The 18,441-nt window shown below is 67.2% G+C and carries 18 protein-coding genes, 1 tRNA gene and 1 riboswitch; of the genes, 7 read left to right on the plus strand and 12 right to left on the minus strand.

From position 1 onward, the window contains the following. Positions 1-844: ISL3 family transposase (locus EV141_RS11765; RefSeq protein WP_198675547.1), on the minus strand; the 844-nt coding region annotated here is incomplete at its 3' end. A 161-nt stretch (positions 845-1,005) separates the two neighbouring features. Here EV141_RS11765 and EV141_RS11770 point away from each other — a divergent pair. Beyond that, positions 1,006-1,551 carry an IS5 family transposase gene (locus tag EV141_RS11770; protein ID WP_130486174.1) on the plus strand — a complete coding sequence of 182 codons (546 nt, stop codon included), beginning with the start codon at positions 1,006-1,008 and terminating at the stop codon, positions 1,549-1,551. Here the strand turns inward: EV141_RS11770 and moeB are convergent. Genes moeB through thiO form a run of 4 tightly spaced genes read right to left on the minus strand, consistent with a single transcriptional unit; the run spans position 1,548 to position 4,996 of the window. Next, on the minus strand, positions 1,548-2,732 hold the full coding sequence (gene moeB / locus EV141_RS11775; protein WP_130486175.1) for a molybdopterin-synthase adenylyltransferase MoeB: 1,185 nt from the start codon (positions 2,730-2,732) through the stop codon (positions 1,548-1,550). The two genes, EV141_RS11770 and moeB, sit on opposite strands and share 4 nt — an antisense overlap. Continuing rightward, positions 2,729-3,520 carry a thiazole synthase gene (locus EV141_RS11780; RefSeq protein ID WP_130283566.1) on the minus strand — a complete coding sequence of 264 codons (792 nt, stop codon included), beginning with the start codon at positions 3,518-3,520 and terminating at the stop codon, positions 2,729-2,731. Before EV141_RS11780 ends, moeB begins: the two co-directional genes overlap by 4 nt. Before the next feature lie 2 nt (positions 3,521-3,522). Continuing rightward, on the minus strand, positions 3,523-3,777 hold the full coding sequence (thiS, locus tag EV141_RS11785; protein WP_241969257.1) for a sulfur carrier protein ThiS: 255 nt from the start codon (positions 3,775-3,777) through the stop codon (positions 3,523-3,525). Next, positions 3,770-4,996 (minus strand): glycine oxidase ThiO, encoded by a 1,227-nt coding sequence (gene thiO / locus EV141_RS11790; protein ID WP_130486176.1) that lies wholly within the window; start codon positions 4,994-4,996, stop codon positions 3,770-3,772. Before thiO ends, thiS begins: the two co-directional genes overlap by 8 nt. Positions 4,997-5,157: 161 nt before the next feature. Here thiO and thiE point away from each other — a divergent pair, with 161 nt between their 5' ends. Next, the gene (gene thiE, locus EV141_RS11795; protein ID WP_130486243.1) at positions 5,158-5,814 is read left to right on the plus strand and encodes a thiamine phosphate synthase; all 657 of its coding nucleotides are present in this window, start codon (positions 5,158-5,160) and stop codon (positions 5,812-5,814) included. A 10-nt stretch (positions 5,815-5,824) separates the two neighbouring features. On the opposite strand, the gene thiD is transcribed toward thiE, so the two are convergent. The 3 genes from thiD to EV141_RS11810 form a co-directional block, all read right to left on the minus strand. Next, entirely contained in the window at positions 5,825-7,345 is a 1,521-nt protein-coding gene (thiD, locus tag EV141_RS11800; protein WP_130486244.1) for a bifunctional hydroxymethylpyrimidine kinase/phosphomethylpyrimidine kinase, read from the minus strand. A gap of 77 nt (positions 7,346-7,422) precedes the next feature. Then, positions 7,423-9,165, minus strand: coding sequence for a phosphomethylpyrimidine synthase ThiC (thiC, locus tag EV141_RS11805; protein ID WP_130486177.1), 1,743 nt, complete (start codon positions 9,163-9,165; stop codon positions 7,423-7,425). After that, positions 9,163-9,270, minus strand: a riboswitch (TPP riboswitch). (Overlaps the previous gene by 3 nt.) A 188-nt stretch (positions 9,271-9,458) precedes the next feature. Then, positions 9,459-9,530, minus strand: a tRNA-Arg gene (locus EV141_RS11810). 113 nt (positions 9,531-9,643) lie between these two features. On the opposite strand from EV141_RS11810, the gene EV141_RS11815 reads away from it, so the two are divergent. Genes EV141_RS11815 through EV141_RS11825 form a run of 3 tightly spaced genes read left to right on the plus strand, consistent with a single transcriptional unit; the run spans position 9,644 to position 13,426 of the window. Then, a complete protein-coding gene (locus EV141_RS11815; protein WP_130486178.1) occupies positions 9,644-10,525 on the plus strand; it encodes an SDR family oxidoreductase in 882 nt (293 codons plus the stop codon). Between the two features lie 57 nt (positions 10,526-10,582). Next, on the plus strand, positions 10,583-11,500 hold the full coding sequence (locus tag EV141_RS11820) for an alpha/beta hydrolase (protein ID WP_130486179.1): 918 nt from the start codon (positions 10,583-10,585) through the stop codon (positions 11,498-11,500). Between the two features lie 51 nt (positions 11,501-11,551). Then, positions 11,552-13,426, plus strand: coding sequence for a DUF2207 domain-containing protein (locus tag EV141_RS11825; protein WP_130486180.1), 1,875 nt, complete (start codon positions 11,552-11,554; stop codon positions 13,424-13,426). A 19-nt stretch (positions 13,427-13,445) separates the two neighbouring features. On the opposite strand, the gene EV141_RS11830 is transcribed toward EV141_RS11825, so the two are convergent. Beyond that, positions 13,446-14,438: a nuclease-related domain-containing protein gene (locus tag EV141_RS11830; RefSeq protein WP_157985555.1), complete on the minus strand. Its 993-nt coding sequence runs from the start codon at positions 14,436-14,438 to the stop codon at positions 13,446-13,448. 161 nt (positions 14,439-14,599) lie between these two features. On the opposite strand from EV141_RS11830, the gene EV141_RS11835 reads away from it, so the two are divergent. Both EV141_RS11835 and EV141_RS11840 read left to right on the plus strand, forming a co-directional pair. Further along, the gene (locus EV141_RS11835; protein ID WP_130486182.1) at positions 14,600-15,169 is read left to right on the plus strand and encodes an RNA polymerase sigma factor; all 570 of its coding nucleotides are present in this window, start codon (positions 14,600-14,602) and stop codon (positions 15,167-15,169) included. Then, positions 15,162-15,773 carry a hypothetical protein gene (locus EV141_RS11840; RefSeq protein ID WP_130486183.1) on the plus strand — a complete coding sequence of 204 codons (612 nt, stop codon included), beginning with the start codon at positions 15,162-15,164 and terminating at the stop codon, positions 15,771-15,773. Before EV141_RS11835 ends, EV141_RS11840 begins: the two co-directional genes overlap by 8 nt. 3 nt (positions 15,774-15,776) lie before the next feature. Here the strand turns inward: EV141_RS11840 and EV141_RS11845 are convergent, their stop codons facing one another. The 3 genes from EV141_RS11845 to EV141_RS11855 all read right to left on the minus strand — a co-directional run bounded on the left by EV141_RS11845 (position 15,777) and on the right by EV141_RS11855 (position 18,401). Then, a complete protein-coding gene (locus EV141_RS11845) occupies positions 15,777-16,280 on the minus strand; it encodes an HNH endonuclease (RefSeq protein ID WP_130486245.1) in 504 nt (167 codons plus the stop codon). Between the two features lie 343 nt (positions 16,281-16,623). Continuing rightward, positions 16,624-17,553, minus strand: coding sequence for a C40 family peptidase (locus EV141_RS11850; RefSeq protein WP_241969259.1), 930 nt, complete (start codon positions 17,551-17,553; stop codon positions 16,624-16,626). Between the two features lie 158 nt (positions 17,554-17,711). Continuing rightward, complete coding sequence (locus tag EV141_RS11855; RefSeq protein WP_130486184.1) at positions 17,712-18,401, minus strand: iron-dependent transcriptional repressor DtxR; 690 nt, start codon at positions 18,399-18,401, stop codon at positions 17,712-17,714. Positions 18,402-18,441: the final 40 nt, after the last annotated feature.

Genomic DNA, 18,441 nt, shown 5'->3' on the forward strand with positions numbered 1-18,441 from the left:
GCAGCAGCGCCCGGATCCGGTAGAGCGGATCGTCCTTCCTGCCCCGATGGCCCAGAGTTTCCTGCTGCACGCGCTGCCGACACTCGTCCAGCGCTTTCGCGCCCAGTCGGACAACGTGGAACGCGTCCAGCACTGCCACGGCCTCGGGTAGCTCATCGCGGATCGCGTTCGCGTAACCGCGGAACGGATCCAGCGCTGCGTGCTCGATCGCGGGCGCGAAGGCCTCGGGCGTGCTGCGTAGCCATGCCGCGTAGGCGGTGCCGGATCGGCCGGGCACGACATCCAGCAGCCTCGCCCGCACCCGCCCGTGCTCGTCGCGAGTCAGATCAACCATCGAAGTCACCGCCCTGTCAGCGCCTCGACAGGACGGTTTCCAGATGTGCTCATCGACCCCGAGCGAGGTGACGCCTCCGAGCCGGGCAACATCACCGATCGCCTCCTGGGCGTGATGCTGGATCGCCCGCCAGAGCGTATGCCAGCCGACCCCGAGCCGACGCGCCAGCGCGGCCACGGTCGTATCGTCGGTGCGCAGCATGCCGGTCGCCCAGCCGACCGCTCGCGCCGTCAGCCGCGCCCTTGGCTGCGCGAACGGATGCGTCTCGGAGAACGATCGCACCGGACACTGCGCTTGAATGCACCGCCAGAGCCGCTTGGACCAACGCACTTGCACCGGCAACCCGAACGCCGGAGCGTCCGCCAGCCGATGCAGGCGTCGCCCGCGACCCTCGGCCAGCACCCCGCAGGCCGGACAGCCCACCGTCACCGGATCGGTCTGCACCTCGAGGACGATCACGCCGCCGCGATCCTCGATCGCGGTGACATGGAACCCGTCAACGGCGAACACGGCGCAAGCAGGCGCGCACGATGCGCACCCCGATCTAGGGTGGGACACGAGGGGCCTTCCAGGTGGGGAGCGTAGGAACTTCCATCCTGGAAGGCCCCGCCGCCTATCCCGCCACCGGCACGCCCGAACCACTCACCCCCGCTTCATGACGAAGAGCCGCTTTGTCGAACTACAAGAATCCGGCCGGTACGGAGCCGCCTGATCACGCAATAGGCCGGTCCCGCGGGGGTCTGACCACGAAAGTCCACCTTGCCGCGGACGGGCGGGGGCGTCCGCTGGCGGTGCTGGTCACGGCCGGCAACGTGAACGACACCACGATGATGGCCGCGGTGCTCGACCTGATCGCCGTGGCCAGGACCGGCCCGGGCCGGCCGCGCACCCGACCCGACCGGGTGCTCGCGGACAAGGGCTACCCGTCGCGGGCGAACCGGCGCTACCTCGCCGCGCGCGGCATCCCGGCCACAATCCCGGAGAAGGCCGACCATGCCGCTGGCCGCCTCCGAAGGGGATCGCGGGGCGGGCGTCCGCCCGGGTTCGACCCGGCCGCCTATCGGCAGCGAAACACCGTCGAGCGGTGCTTCAACCGGCTCAAGCAGTGGCGCGGCATCGCGATGCGCTCCGACAAGACCGCACGCGCCTACCGGGCCGGAATCGCCCTCGCCGCCACCCTCGTCTGGATCAAGACAGACTTGATCAACACGGCCTAGTACTGATGGCGCATCGACTCGGTCTCGTGAAGCCAAGCGAGAACCCCACCGGATAAGTGCTTCATGCGGGTATACCCCTGACTCCTGAGTTCCGCCAGCGCGATTGCCGAACGCGTTCCTGCCTTGCAGTAAAGAACCAGATCGCGATCGCGTGGCAGCTCGGAGAGCACCTCTCCAGAGACAATGCGATCCAGAGTAATCAGCCGTGACCCGGGAATTGCCACGAGGTCGTGCTCGCCCCTCTCACGCACATCGATGAGTTCGAAGTTGGCGTCACCGATTTCCCCTCGCGTCAGGAGGAGTGCCACAAGCTCGTGTACCCCGATTTCGTCATCGGTTGACGCCGGTACCGCAGCGACCCCACAGAACAGTTCGTAGTCGATCAGCTCGGTTATTGGCGCGATCGATTCGTCTTTTCGTACTGTGAGCTCCCGCCAGGTGGCATTCTGGGAGTCAAAGAGAAGAACCCGTCCGAGCAGGGTGCGCCCGACACCAGTGATGAGTTTCACGGCTTCTGCGACCATCATCGAACCAATGACTCCGCAGAGCATGCCAAGGACTCCGCCCTCGCCGCAACTAAGTGAGGCGCCTGCGGGCGGAGCTTCGGGGAACAAGTCACGATAGGTCGGCCCGTGACGCTCCCAGAACACGCTCACCTGACCTTCGAAGCGGTAGACCGACCCCCAGACATATGGCTTACCGAGGAGCGCAGCCGCGTCGTTCACGAGGTAGCGGGTTGCGAAGTTGTCAGAGCCGTCGATGATTAGGTCGTAATCGGCGAACAGCGCAAGCGCCGTGCTTGAATCAAGCCGCAACTCATGGCATCGCACAGTCACGGCGGGGTCGAGTTCGCCTAGAGCCCTCGCGGCAGATGCGAGCTTCGACCCTCCCACACTCGAGACATCGTGAATGATCTGCCGCTGTAGGTTGCTTGCATCGACCAGGTCGTCGTCGACGATCCCGATCGTGCCGACCCCTGCGGCGGCCAGATAGAGCAGCACTGGCGAGCCGAGGCCGCCCGCGCCGATGACGAGAACCCGAGCATTTTTGAGCCGACGCTGGCCGAGAGACCCAATCTCGGGAATGATCACGTGCCGTGAGTAGCGTTCCGCCTCTGCAGGAGTGAGCTCGGCTGCCGGTTCGACCAGTGGTGGGAGAGGTGTGGCGTTACGCGCGTTCACAGGTCGGGGCGCCCGTCTATCGCCGACGAGGCCTGCGCATGCTGCCTTTTGGGGATACGTCCGGCTTGCAATGCGAGCCGACCGGCGATGACAGCGTGCCGGAATGACTCTGCCATCTTCACGGGATCCTGGGCCCGCGTCACGGCCGTGGCCAGCAGCACAGCGTCGCAGCCGAGTTCCATGGCGAGCGCGGCATCCGATGCGGTGCCGATTCCCGCGTCGAGCACCACAGGCACTTGGGCACGGGACACGATCAGTTCAATGTTGTGGCGGTTGAGAATACCTAGTCCGGTGCCTATAGGCGAGCCGAGCGGCATCACTGCCGCGGCGCCGAGCTGTTCGAGCCGCAAGGCCAGGACCGGGTCGTCGTTGGTATAAGCGAAAACAGTGAAGCCGCGTGCGACGAGTTGCTCGGTGGCGTCGACTAGCTCGACCGCGTCGGGCAGCAACGTGTGCTCGTCGGCGATCACCTCGAGCTTGATCCAGTTCGTCTCGAGGGCCTCCCGTGCGAGTTCGGCCGTAATTACTGCTTCGCGGGCAGTGAAACAACCGGCAGTGTTTGGCAACACCCGGATGTCGTGGTCGACAAGCAATTGGAACAGCGACCCGGCCGTACTCGCGCTATGACGACGCATGGCCACGGTGGTGAGTTCCGTTCCCGAGGCCAACAACGCTTCCCCGAGGCCGGCTAGGTTCGACGCGCCGCCCGTTCCCATGATGAGACGTGAGTTCAATGTGACTCCGTCGATAATCAGTGAGTCGCGGTGTGTTGATGTCGTGACGCTCATACTTAGCCTCCTTGTGCCGCTGTGACGATCTCGATGACATCGTCGGCCATGACTACGGTTGTGCCCCACTGGCCCCGCGGCACGATTTCCGCATTGCGCGCGACCGCGATGCCCAGCCGTCGGCCGTCGGCCGCGTGCCCAGCGGCGGTGATCTGCCGACCGGTCTGCTTGCTCACAAGTTCTGCGACGGTCTGGCCGTCTTCCAGCGGGTGAGCCGCGCCGTTCAGGATGATCGTGGTGGTGTCGCGTTTATGCACGGGTGTGCTCCTTCAGAGAGTGCGGCGAGAAACGGTCGGGGCGGAACCGGTGCCAACGAGGGTCGCCTGGGTTGTCGAACATCTCGACACAGATCTGTGCGGCAATGGGCGTCAAGAGCACCCCGTGCCTGAAAAAGCCGGTCGCGATGATCAGACCGGGGATGTCGGCGCCTCTCGCCCCGGACGACACGCGACCGAGTAGCGGGGCGTTGTCTGGCGTACCCGGCCGAGCGCGGGTGGTCACCTCAAGCAGCTCCAACTCCGCAATGGCGGGGACGAGGGCCTGGGCGTCACGGAGAAGCTGGTAGACACCGCCGATCGGCGCGACGTCGGTGCCGTGCTCGCGCTGGGTGGCGCCGAGCACCAATGTCCCATCTGACCGCGGCACCAGATACACAGAATTACCGCGGACCAACCCGCGGATAGTCTCTGTCAGGAACGGCTGGAGGGGGCTGGGAATTCGCAGCCGCAGGATGTCTCCGAGGACGGGCCTCAGCGGCAATTCAAGCCCGCCTGGCAGACCACCCAACGCACCGGCTGCCAGACCGTTCGCCACGACGACCTCATTCGCGGCCACCGTAGATCCGTCGTGAAGGGCGACCCCAGTCACGCGCGAATGCGAGTCGCTCGGCTTCTCGTGCAGCAGGCGCACCGCATTCTGCCTTATCGCTGGCTGGTGGACCCAACCGCTCCGCCTGGCGAGCTTGGCAAGCGCAGACTGAAGGCGGGCGGCGAGTAGCCGAGGGTCGACCTGGTGGTCTTGCGCGACGCGGTAAGCGGCCGAGATGTGGGCGCTGAGTAAGGGCTCGATTTCCCTTGCTTCACGAACGAGCAGCGGGCTGGCATTCAAGCCGTGTGCGACCTGCAGCCCCCTTAAGTCGGCCAGAGTGTGGCGGTCTGCTGCATCGACGCCGACCACGAGGGTACCGGTCTCACGGTATCCGACCGTCGCGGCATCTACCCCGAGCGATTCAACAAATGAGGGATAGAGGGCGGCTGAGGTCAGGGTCAGCTCGAGAAGATCTTCTTCCGGAAAGAGCAATTCGCTTACAGCGGCCAGCATGCCAGCTGCAGCAAACGTCGCACCACGTGCGGGAGCCGCGTCGATGACGGCGACCGTGCGACCCGAGAGCGCTGCGGCCCACGCAATTCCCAGGCCGACGATGCCCGCCCCGATCACTGCCACGTCGACCGTGCGCCCATCGGTTGTGCCACTCATCGTGCCGTATCCCCAGGATGCCGCGCTGTCGCAAGAGCTCGAACAACGAAAACTCTCGAGCCCGATCGGTCTCTCTGGCGTAGCCCACGGCTCCGAGCCGACCGCGCGCCGCGGCGCACAGAGTTCTCCTCGCCCCGATGGCGGGCAAACAGGCACACCCTATGGTTGAAGGCGTGACGAAGAACCTTGGCCGCCTCTACCTGTGCACTGACGCCAGGAAGAACAAGGGCGACTTCGCCGAATTCATTGACGCGGCGTTCGGTGGTGGAGTCGACATCATCCAGTTGAGAGATAAAACACTCGAGGCCCGCCACGAACTCGAACTCCTCGAAATTCTGCGCGACACAGCCGAACGACACGGGCGACTGTGGGCCGTGAACGATCGCGCCGATATCGCGATGCTTACGCACACGCCGGTGTTCCATGTCGGCCAGAGCGACCTGCCGGTGGACTCGGCCCGGCGGCTTCTCGGCGACGACACAATAATCGGGTTGTCGAGCCACACGCCCGGGCAAGTCGATGCGGCGATGTCGGCAGAAGCCCTCGACTACTTCTGTGTGGGCCCGGTATGGCCAACGCCGACAAAACCGGGGCGGGCACCGGTAGGGCTCGACTTGGTGCGCCATGCGGCCGCCCGCAGCGACAGCAAGCTCGGCCCGCCGCCGTGGTTCGCCATCGGCGGCATCGACCTCGACCACATCGACGAGGTTGTTGACGCCGGGGCCAGCCGTGTGGTGGTCGTGCGGGCGATCACCGAAGCGGACGATCCGGCCGATGCGGCGAGGCGCCTGCTCGACAGGCTTCCTCAGCTGGCCTGAACATCCCATCTCAGAGCCTCGCGTGTAGGCGTGGTGAGTCGAAGAAGTCCAGCTCGAATTGCGATGACTGCTCAAACACTGCTTTCATGTTCTGCCTCTCCCCTGACGACGCCGCTGCCGCAGCCGCATCGACGAAAGCGACAGCGCGGCGAGCCGAGTCAACGAACGCCTGGTTGGAGTACGTTTCGAGCCAGGCCGCGTACGGGTGCGCCTCGGCACGACCCTGCGCAAGGATTTCGGCTTGGAGCCGCTCCCCCAATTCGGCATTTAGCCAGAATCTGGGAAGAAGCGCTACGACGACTACCGCGTAGCTGCCCTGCACGCCCACCGCCAGCAGGTGGTCGAGATACCCCTTCGTGACAAGGCCGGGCGCTGGCTGCGGGTGATCGCCTACCCAGCTTCGATGAAGCTCAGCCTCGACTTCGAGGCATAGCTGGGCGGAGTTTGCCCAGAAGCGTTGCTCTTCTTCAGTCGGTGCCAGCCTGCTCGCGCGGGTGAGCACATGGGAGTACGTGTTGAGGCAAACCGCATCCTGGGCGAGGTAGTAGGCGAAGTCGACGCCGTCGAGGGTGCCGTTACCGAGGGCAACGATAAAGGGCAACTCAAAGATCCTCGAACGGATCGAGGTGATTCCCGCCCATAGGGACTCGCTGAACTCTCGGCCACGGGGTGCCCGATCGGCGAACAGCTGATGGAAATGGTGGATCGGACCATTGCCGCTGCCCACCTCGAGCGAATGCGCGTGAGCCAGCGCGTCGTTCAGCCACTCCTTCACACGAGAGAGCGACGCGGCCCAATCACCGGTCTGCGCCTGCACAGTCGCCATGGCAGAAGAGAGTGAGCAACCTGTACCGTGCGTATTGTTTGTAACCACACGGGGCGAAACGAACTCCACCACAGTCTCGGCAAGCAGCCCGTGTGAGTTGACCAGAGCATCCGGGCAGTCTGCACCAGTGAGATGGCCGCCCTTCACTAATACTGTGACGCCGGTCGCCGTCGAGAGTCGCTTGCCTTGCTCGAGCGCTTCCGCCCAATTTGCGGCCGGTTCCTCCTGGAGGAGCACGGCGAGTTCTGGCAGGTTGGGCGTCACCAGATCAACGAGCGATACGAGGTTGCGTAGGGCCTGCTCGGCCGATGCCGCCAGGAGTCGGTCCCCGCTGGTCGACACCATTACAGGGTCGAGCACCACCAGCGGAGGGCGTGTGGCCTGCAGCCAGGAGCGCACCTCATCAATGACGGCAAGTTCGGCGAGCATTCCGATCTTGACGGCGTCGATTTGCACGTCATGACTCACGGCGTCGAGTTGCTGCCGCAGAAACTCCACGGACGGTGTGTGCACCGCTAAAACGCCGTGCGTATTCTGTGCAACGAGAGCGGTCACGACGGCCATTCCGTACCCACCATTCGCGGCGATGCTCTTGAGGTCAGCCTGAATACCGGCGCCCCCTGTCGGATCGGTACCGGCAATGCTGAGCACTCGCGGCGTGGCCCTGAGTAGCAGGCGAGAGGCGTGCTCGTTCACGTTCGACATCGGTTCGCTCGTGCTGACCAGAGAAGTTCGACGGGCCTTCAGAAGATCGGATACATCGACGAGACCGAGTCGATCAGTCACGGTGTGTCAGGTGCGCCGACGACCGGTTCCGGAAGATAGACCTTGCCACCAGATTCACGGAACGCTGCTGACTTCTCCTCCATGCCCGCCACAATCTGCTGCTCGGACAGGCCACCGAACTGATCGCGGATGTCTTGTGAGATCCGCATCGAGCAGAACTTCGGTCCACACATCGAACAGAAGTGGGCCGTCTTCGCCGGCTCCGCCGGGAGCGTCTCGTCGTGGAATGCCTCGGCCGTGACCGGGTCAAGGGACAGTGCGAACTGGTCCCGCCACCGGAACTCGAAGCGTGCTTTGGACAGCGCGTCGTCGCGTTCGTGTGCGCCGGGGTGACCTTTCGCTAGGTCGGCGGCATGAGCGGCGATCTTGTACGTGATCACACCCGTTTTGACGTCGTCCTTGTTCGGTAGTCCCAGATGTTCTTTCGGGGTTACATAGCAGAGCATCGCGGTCCCGTACCGTGCGATCTCGGTTGCTCCGATCGCGGAGGTAATGTGGTCATATCCGGGGGCAACGTCCGTGACGAGGGGGCCGAGCGTGTAGAACGGGGCGCCATCGCACAACTCCTGCTGACGTTCGACGTTCTCCCGAACCAGATGGAACGGAATATGGCCTGGGCCTTCCACCATCACCTGGACGTCGTATTTCCATGCCCGTTTCGTAAGTTCCGCGAGGGTGTCGAGTTCCGCGAACTGGGCGGCGTCGTTCGCATCGGCAGTTGATCCAGGGCGCAGCCCGTCACCGAGGGAAAACGCGACGTCGTAGCGAGCGAAGATCTCGCAGAGCTCATCAAAGTGGGTGTAGAGGAAGTTTTCCTGATGGTGCGCCAGACACCACCCAGCCATGATCGACCCACCACGAGAGACAATTCCCGTCACCCGCTCCGCGGTCAATGGCACGTACCGGAGCAAGACTCCGGCATGGACGGTCATGTAGTCCACACCCTGCTCGCACTGCTCGATCACCGTGTCCCGGTAGATCTCCCAGGTGAGCGCGTTTGCTTCACCATTGACCTTTTCGAGGGCCTGGTAGATCGGTACGGTGCCGATGGGCACCGGGGAGTTGCGGATGATCCACTCCCGGGTCGTGTGAATGTCATCACCGGTCGATAGATCCATGACCGTGTCTGCACCCCACTGGGCCGCCCACTGCAGTTTGTCTACCTCTTCGGCAATCGAGCTGGTCACCGCTGAATTGCCGATATTTGCGTTGATCTTCACCAGGAACGCTTTGCCGATGATCATCGGCTCGGACTCCGGATGGTTGATGCTGTTGGGAATGATCGCCCGCCCGGCAGCGACCTCAGAGCGCACCAGCTCCACGTCACAGTTCTCGCGAAGAGCGACGAAACGCATCTCCGGAGTGATCACGCCCTTCCTTGCGTAAAACATCTGAGTGACCGTCTTGCCCGGCAGCGACCGGCGAGTTACGGGCTTGTCGCCCTCCCACTCGGCGGATGCAGCACCCCTGCGGAGCGCCGCACGCCCGTCGTCATGCAGATTCCGCTCCCGCCCGGAGTAAGCCTCCGTGTCACCACGTGCCTCAATCCACTTCGCGCGGAAGGGGGGCAAGCCTCGCACCGGATCACTCCCCGGCCCCTCGGTGCGATACACGGTGAACGGCTCGTTCACCTGACCGTTCGGTGACGGTTCAAGCGCGATCTGCGTCACCGGGACACGAATGCCGTGCTCGTCATCGTGTAGATACCCGAGCGTGTGAGATGGGCTGACAGGTTCCATGCGTGGAGTCCTACTTCCTTCGCCGGCATTACCCGGACAGGTTCAACGGTCGCAGGCCGCGTCAGCCTGATCTCAGCCCATGCATGGGCACCCGTGTGGATAGAGGCACGATAACATCTCTGGGGCTGGCGCAAGCCAAGCAGCGCTTGCGGTCGCAAATCGTCTATCCGTAGCTGAACATGTAAGCGTGCCGCAGGTCGAATCAAAGCCCGGTCGCGCTGCAAGCACGATCGTGAAGACGCGCTGGTCGGTTTCCGACTCCCGGTCGCTATACCGGTCGCTATTCCGGTCGGTGCCCCTGGAGGGACTCGAACCCCCAACCCTCTCCTTAGGACGGAGCTGCTCTTCCATTGAGCTACAGAGGCAGGCGCCACCAGTCTAGGCGCGATGGACTGCCTGAGCGCCGCGTGGGAATGCCTTGCCGGGATGCACGGGGCGCTGGAATCGTGGCGGTTTCCGATCGAGAGGAGTTGCCACCATGGCTGATACAACCGACCCCCGCGCCGCCCACCCCGACGAGTTCGAGGGCAACACGCAGCACAGCCAGCCCGGTCTCACGCACCAGATGAGTCCGCAGCCCGACCACGGCGAGAAGACCTACCGCGGCTCCGGCCAACTCGAGGGTCGGTGCGCCCTCATCTCGGGCGGTGACTCCGGCATCGGCCGCGCGGTCGCCATCGCCTACGCGCGCGAAGGCGCCGACGTCGCCCTCATCCACCTCCCCGAAGAAGAGCGCGACGCGATCGCCACGGCCGAGCTCGTGGCCGACGCCGGCCGCCGCGCGATCACCATCGCGGGAGACGTGCAAGACGAAGACTTCTGCCGCGACGCCGTCGCCCAGACAGTCGACACGTTCGGCGGCCTCGACATCCTCGTGCTGAACGCGGCCTACCAGCAGGACCGCGACGGCATCGAGACCATCTCCACCGCCGAGTGGGATCGCGTCATGCGCACAAACCTGTACTCGATGCTCTGGCTCACGTCGGCGGCACGCCCCCACCTGCACGCCGGGGCGTCCATCATCACGACCACGTCCATCCAGGCGTTCGACCCCTCCCCCGGCCTCATCGACTACGCGATGACGAAGGCCGCGCAGGTGGCGTTCACGAAGGCGCTCGCGCAAGACCTCGGCGAGGCGGGCATTCGCGTCAACGCGGTCGCGCCCGGCCCCATCTGGACGCCGCTGATTCCCGCCACCGACTGGCCCGCCGACAAGCTCGCCGAGTTCGGCCAAGACACCCCGCTCGGTCGCGCCGGCCAACCCGCCGAACTCGCGCCCGCCTACGTCTACCTCGCCTCCGACGCGGCGAGCTACACCTCGGGCGCGATCCTGCCGGTGACGGGCGGCAAGCCGCTGTAGAGCCGATTCAAAAAATCAGGATGCGCATCCGCGTTCGCGCGCCCGTACAGTGACGGAATGGCCACCGGCACCGACGCCTCCCCTTTCCACCCAGACCTGCGGCTCGCCCGCTTTCTGCCGCGCACGGCGGTCACGGCGGGCAACCGCCGGCTGGTGCGGGCGATGGGGAGCGTCGGGGCCGGACGCGCACCGCGTAAGGGCGAGCTCGTCACGCTGCCGTCGGGCGCGCGACTGCGGGTGCACTGGCCGAGCGGCGCGGCCGGGCCGCACCTGCCCGCCGTGCTGCACATCCACGGCGGCGGGCTCATCATCGGCTCAGCTCGCTCGGGCGACCGCGCCAACCGGCGCCTCGCCGACACGCTCGGCGCCGTCGTCGCGAGCGTCGACTACCGGCTGCCGCCCGAGCACCCCTACCCCGCCCCGCTCGACGACTGCGAGGCCGCACTCGCCTGGCTCGCCGAGCACCACCGCGTCGACAGCACCCGCGTCGCCGTGACGGGCGAGAGCGCGGGAGGCGGGCTCGCGGCCGCCCTCACCGCGCGCACCGTCGACGCCGGTCGCATCACGCTCGCCGGGCAGGCACTGATGTACCCGATGCTCGACGACCGCACGGCGGCCGACCCCACGCAGCCCGACCCGCCGTACCTGCGCCTCTGGAACGGTGCGAGCAACCGCCTCGGCTGGGGCCTCTACCTGGGCGCGCAGGCCAGCACTCCGCCCGCCGACGCCGTTCCTGCGCGGCGCGACCACCTCAGCGGGTTCCCACCCACCTGGATCGCCGTCGGCACCCTCGACCTCTTCCGCGACGAAGACCACGCCTTCGCCGAACGCCTGGCCGCCGCCGGGGTCGCGTGCGAGATCGTCACCGTGCCCGGCGCGTACCACGGCTTCGACGTCGCCGAGCCGCACGCATCCGTCTCGATCGACACCACCCGCCGGCTCACTGAGGCGCTGCGCGGCATGCTGAAAAGCTGACGCTCCACAGCCTCAAATCTGACGATTCGTAGTGTTGCTAGTGTCGAGCGGGTGCGCCCCCGAGCATCCGCCACCGCCGTCTTCGCCCGCTTCGCCGCCGCGCTTATGGGCCTCGCGCTCGTCGCCGCGCCTCTCGCCCTCGCCGCCACGGCGAGCGCCCCGCCGGCGCACGCCGACACGAGCAACTTCACCTTCGATTCGTTCGACGCCGACTACACACTGAGCCGCGACGCCGACGGCACCTCCCGCCTCGAGGTGGTCGAGACGATCGTCGCCCGGTTCCCCGACTTTGATCAGTACCGCGGCATCATCCGCGCCATCCCGACCGACTACGACGGGGTGCCGCTGTCGCCCGAGGTGACGAGCGTGACCGACGCGAGTGGCGCATCCGTGCCATTCGAGGCGGAGGACGCGGGCGAGTTTCTCGAGCTCGCGCTCGGCACCGACGACTTCGTGCGCGGCGTGCAGACCTACGTCATCAGCTACACGCTCGAGAACGTCGTGCGCTCGTTCGAGAACACGGGCAGCGACGAGCTGTACTGGGATGTGAACGGCACCGGCTGGGACCAGCCGTTCGGGCGCGTCAGCGTCACCCTGACCCTCACTGACGACGTCGCCGCGGCCCTCACGGGCAACGCCGCCTGCTACGTCGGCCCGCAGGGCTCGACCGAGCAGTGCCCGATCGACGCTGCCGCGAACCCGATCACGGCGAGCGCCACCGACCTCGGCCCCGGCGAAACGCTGAGCCTGGCCGTCGGCTTCACCGCCGGAACGTTCGCCACCCCCGAACCGACCGAGCCGCCGCTGGGCGAGCCCATCATCCCCCTGCCGCTTCCGACGTGGATGCTCGGTGCGAGCGCCGCAGTCGGCCTCGCCTCGATCGCGGCCCTCGTCGCCGGAATCGTGGTGCGCATCCGGGCGCCGAGGGGCGCGCAGAGCCGGTTCGCGATCATTCCGCAGTACAGCGAGCCGCGCGGAATCGACATCCTGCAGGCGGCGCACCTCGTGAAGCGCCCGGCGACCGGTATTCCGGCGACGCTCGTTCGGCTGGCCGTGCGCAAGAACATCCGCATCCTCGCCTACCAGGCGACCGCATCCAGCGCCCCGTACACGCTGCAGTACCGCTCCGACACCGGCGCCGACGACCTCGACCGCGCCGTCTTGACGGCCCTGTTCGGCGCCGACCGCGAGCAGGGCGCGCTGACGCCGTACGGCGAGTACGACGCCGCACTGACCAGCGCGCTCAACGGCATCGCAGCCGAGGCGAGCCGCGCGGTCACCGAGCAGGGCTGGAAGCGCCGCGCGCCACGGCAGGGAACGGGCGCCGTGATTGCCGCCCTCTCCTGGACCCTCTTCATCATCGCAATCACCGCGCTCATCGCCTCCGACGAGATCTACGGCCAGGTCTCACCGCTGCTCGCCATCGCCGCCGCGCTCGGCTTTTCGGGCTCGATCATCACCACGGTGCTCGCCGTGCGACCCCTGCAGCTCACCGAGCGCGGGCGCGAACTGACCGACCACCTCGAGGGCATGCGGCTCTACCTGACCGTCGCCGAAGAAGATCGCCTGCGCGCGCTGCAGAGCCCGCAGGGCGCCGAGCGCATCGACGTCGGCGACGGCCACCAACTTGTGAAGCTGTACGAAAAGCTGCTGCCCTGGGCGGTGCTCTGGGGCGTCGAAGACCAATGGATGCGCGAACTCGCCGTGCGCGCATCCGCCGCCGGCGAGACCCCCGACTTCTTCGTCGGCCCCGAGGGCTTCCAGGTCGCGCTGTTCGTCACGGCTCTGAACGGTTTCCAGAAGACCATGACCGACCCGGCGACCAGCGAGTGGTCGTCGAGCGGCACCGGCAGCATGATTGGCGGCTCGTTCGGCGGCGGCTTCGCCGGCGGTGGGGGTGGAGGCGGGGGCGGCGGAGGCCGCTAACCGCTCAGCCCGCAGGGCGCTATGGCGTGAGCACGTTCATGAGCATGCCGGTGACGACGGTGCCGACGACGGCGCCAACCACGGGCATCCAGAGCGGCGCGGTGAACAACACCGCGAGACCGACAAGGAACTTGAGCAAGCCGACACCGGCGGGTCGACCCGACTGACGACGACTGCGCCCCGCGGGGCGGCGCCCTCCAGCGGGGGTCCGCCGGGACGGCATGGCCCTGGCCTTCGACGTCGGCGCGAGCACCACGGGGCCCTGTTTGTAGACCTCGGCCTCCAAGCGATCGAAGCGCTGCATGACCCGCAACGTGTTCGCCGCGGAACGATCGATGTGCCACGTGATGGGCTCTTCACTCACGAGGCGAAGGTGCCCGAGCTCGGCGTCCGACAATCGTCGCGGCAGCTGTGTGAGCCAGGCGAGCAGGCCGCGAGATGAAACGACGATGGGGTCGTGTCGAGGACCCCGCCGACCATCAACGATCGACTGCTCGCCGACGAGAGCCAGCACCGACGTCACCGAGACGGGATAACCCGCCGCCGCAGTGAGCCTCCGCGACGCGTCCCGCGCATCCGATCTCGCCGCGCGCAGATGCTGCGTGTTCGAGTTGTTGAGCCGCAAGACGTGATCGCCCACCCACACGCGCGCGTCGCGGTGATGCTTCGTGTTGATGGCGAAGACGCCGGGCGGCCCGACGACGAGGTGGTCGACGTCTTTCGTTCCCGCGCCGATCGGTACGGCGTGCAACACGAGCCACTCAGGGCCCAACTTTGACAGGATCGTGCCGACGTGTCGCTCGCCCTGGGCCCCGATGAACCACGATCTCGCGTCGGGCGCGAGCACGGTGCGATGCTCGGTGCGAAGGGCCGGATCGTGCGCTTCGGCCGCTGCCTGGACCTCGAGGCACTTCTGCGCGACGGCGTAGCCCGGCGCGCGGGACCGAAGAGCGAGGACTCCGTGAAGATTGGCGACGCGCTCGACGGATTCGTCACTCAGCGGATCGCTCACCATGCCGAGCGTAGAGTCTGAGTTCTGCTCGCACTACCCCTCGTTCGGGTCGCGTCGGGCTTCCCGCGAGTTCGTCGGCCGTTCCCAACGGGCATTTCGGCGTCCGGCGCGCCGAGGTGAAATCGGGAGCACGCATCCGGACATGGCGCAGTGTGGGAACCGTGACCGACACCGCGCGCGAGCACCGCATGCGCGAGCTGGTCGCGCTGGTCGGCGAGCCGGTGCGCCGCTACCTGCACCGCCGCACCGACGCGGCGACCGCCGACGACGTGTTCGGGGACGTGCTGCTCGTGTGCTGGCGACGGCTCGACGACGTTCCGGCCGAGCCGGAAAACGCCGTGCCGTGGGCGTTCGTCGTGGCGCGGCAGTGTCTGCAGAACGCGCAGCGCGCCGAGCGTCGACGCGGGCGGCTCGTCGGCCGCATTATCGCGATCGACCCGCCCCCGGCCGCTGCTGCCCCGCTCGGCGCGGAGGACCCCGACGACGACCCCCGCGCGGCCGCCGTCACCACAGCGCTGACCAGACTGCGGGCCGACGACGCCGAGGTGCTACGCCTCTGGGCGTGGGAAGAACTCGAGAGCCCGCAGATCGCCGTCGTGCTCGACATCTCGGCAAACGCCGCCGCCATTCGCCTGCACCGCGCGAAGGCGCGCCTGAAGGCCGAGCTCGAGAAATCTGCACCGCCACCCGGACATGTACGGCACGAGGAAGGGAGAACAACGAATGACTGACGACGACAGCGAACTGCGCGCACAGCTGCGCTCGGCCGACCCGGCCCGCCGGCTCCCCGCCCTCGGCCCCGAGGGGCTCAACCGAGAGATGGAGCAGCTCATGTCCAACACCACCCACACCGCGCCCGCTGGCGCCGACACCGACAACGCCCGCCCGCGCATCCCCCGCTGGATGCCTTTGGCCGGCGTCGCGGCGGCCCTCGCGATCGCCGCCGCGATCGTCGCGCCGCTCGCACTCGGCGGCACTGAGCCGAGCGTCGAGGCCCTCGCCCCGCCGACCGGCGGCGACGTCGCCAGCGGCGGCTGCCTCGCGCTGGAGCCGGCGACCATCGCCGCGCAGGAGCAGGCGTTCGCCGCCACCGTCATCGCCGTCGAGGGCGACACCGTCACCCTGGACGTGACCGAAACCCTCGCTGGCGAGGTCGCCGACCGCGTCACGGTGACCCAGGTCGACGCGACGTCGTCCGACTTCTCGGGCGTGCCGTTTGTCGAGGGCAACGACTACCTGGTCGGCGCGCTCAACGGCGCCATGACGGGCTGCGGCGTCACCGGAGAAGACACCCCCGAACTGCGCGCGCTGTACGACGCCGCGTTCGCTGGCTAGACCCTAGGCCGCCACGGCCGGGGCGAGGTACTCGTCCCACTGCGGCTGAGGGCGTTCGATGCCCCGCACGAGCCACGCGGTTCCGTGCGGGGCTTTCGGCGTGACGCGCAACCGCCAGCCCATTTCGGCGGGCGTGCGGTCGCCCTTCACGTTGTTGCAGCGCAGGCAGCAGGCGACCAGGTTCTCCCACGAGTCGGCGCCGCCGCGCGAGCGTGGCTGCACGTGGTCGATCGTCGAGGCGAACGATGCGCAGTACGCGCAGCGGTTGCCGTCGCGCCGCAGTACGCCGCGGCGCGTGAGCGGCACCGAACGCGTGTGCGGAATCTTTACGTAGCGCCGCAGCACAATCACGCTCGGCCGGTCGAAGGCATCGGTGATGCCGAAAACCGGATGCTCGCCGTCGGCGGCAAGGATCGTCGCCTTCCCGTTCATCACGAGCACGAGGGCTCGGCGGAACGACACCACGGCGAGGGGTTCGTACCCGGCGTTCAAGACGAGTGTGCGCACGGCTTCTCCTGTCGACTGGGCCCGCATGGCCTGCGGGCGGTCACTCATCGACGCCGGCTCCGGCTGCGAAGTGCGGTGTCTGCCGTTTTCTTGCGCCCGCGTGCGGGCACAAAAAAAGCACTGCCGTTAGACGACAGTGCTGGTGTGCGCGCGAGCCTGACAGGGCAGGGCCGCGCTGACGCCGCTGACTATGCGAAAGATCGCGCGCGCATCCACGGTTTGGATGTCGCGTTGCCCTCGCATGGTCGCTCCTCATCCGGTGCCGTACGGCGCCGATGAGCCTCAGGCTAACCCACGAAGATGAACGCGGGGCGACGAGCGCCCCGCGGCGCGTCACGGCGGGCTAGATGCCGACGCGAACGATCCAGTAGTTGTCGGTCCAGATCGGGCGCAGGCTGACGGTCTTTCCGGCGCGAGGTGCGTCGATGATCATGCCGTTGCCGGCGTAAATGCCGTTGTGGCCGGGCATGATGACGAGGTCGCCCGGCAGAGCGTCTGCCTTCGAGATGCGCGTGCCCGCGGCGTCCTGCTGGGGCACCGTGCGCGGAAGGGCGATACCGAACTGCGCGTACACGTACTGCACGAAGCCCGAGCAGTCGAAGCCGGCGGGCGTCGTTCCGCCGAACAGGTACGGAACCCCTTGGTACTGCATGGCGACCTGGATGATCTGGTCGGGGCTGACCGTCGGGTACGGCGGGTTGGCGAGGAAGTCAGACACGCTCGGGCCGGAGGCGCGCGGAGCCGCCGCAGCAGCCGCGGCAGCTTCGGCAATGCGCGCTTGGCGCTCTTCGGCGGCGCGCGCGGCGACGAGCTCTTCCATCGTCGTCGCGCTGAAGTCGTCGCGCAGGGCGGCGGTGGCGGCCAGCTGGCCGTCGATGGCGACCGACTGCGATTCGGTCGACTTGAGCTGGGCGAGTGCTTCAGCGTTGCCGGCGGTGATCGCGTTTTCGGCGTTCGCGGCGGGGTCGCTCAGCAGCGCGGTGCCCGGCAGTGCCATGGTGGCAATGAGACCGGTCGCCACCGTGATGACGGCCATGTTGACGGCGGTGCGCTTGATTCCGGGGCGCGGTGCCGCGGCGACGGCCGGAGCGGTGGCGACGGCGAGCGGAGCCACGGGCGGGCGCACAACGAGCCCGGTGCGAGCGGTGCGGAGGTCGCGACGACGAAGGGCGGTGGGGTCTGCGGGCGCTGCGTCGCGCTCGGTCTCACCGGGGGTGCCTTGGATCAAGAGGTAACCTCCTGCGCCTCGCCGCTCCTTGGTGCGGCCCGTCACTGTTTCGTGTATTCCACGGTCCGGGCAGGAGACGGGCGTGCGGGCGTCCTGCGTCGGAGCCGCCATGCCCTGGGTGTGGGCGGCGACCTCGCGAGTGTACGTGAGGTCACGGAACGGTTACAACTCGAACCGCCCACACCACATGTAGTGGTTAATCCTCAGTCTGAAACGTAGATGTGCTGCGCGACCTCGGGCGGCAGCTCAATCGCCTCGGCGCGGCCCGTCACCTCGACCGAGATGTACCCGCCGTCACCGGGTCGGATGATCGCCTCGGCCCCCGGCATCACGCCCGCCTCGTGCAGCTGGTGCAGCACGTCGGGGTCGAACTGCACGGGCTCGGCCAGGCGCCGAATACTGCAGTGCCGCGTGCCGGCCGCCAGCGCGTGCGGCAGGGGAAGGACTCCGTCGAGGAACGGCTCTGCCTCGGGCAAGCCAAATTCTTCGAGCCCCGGAATCGGGTTGCCGTATGGCGACTCACTCGGGTTGTCGAGCATCGCGATGATGCGCCGCTCGACCTGCTCACTCATGACGTGCTCCCAGCGGCAGGCTTCGTCGTGCACGAGCGACCACTCGAGGCCGATGATGTCGTGCAGCAGACGCTCGGCGAGGCGGTGCTTGCGCATCACGGCTGTCGCCTTAGTGCGACCCTCAACGGTGAGCGCGAGGTGGCGGTCACCTTCGACGCTCACGAGCCCGTCGCGTTCCATACGGGCAACGGTCTGCGAGACGGTGGGGCCCGAGTGCCCAATGCGTTCAGAGATACGCGCTCGCATGGGGACAATGCCCTCTTCTTCGAGGTCGAGGATCGTGCGCAGGTACATCTCCGTCGTGTCGACGAGATCGGTCATACCCAGCGCCTCCCCTTCTTCGCGTCGCCTCGCGGCGCAC

The organism is Microcella putealis (genome assembly GCF_004216575.1).
Classification (GTDB): Bacteria; Actinomycetota; Actinomycetes; order Actinomycetales; family Microbacteriaceae; genus Microcella; species Microcella putealis.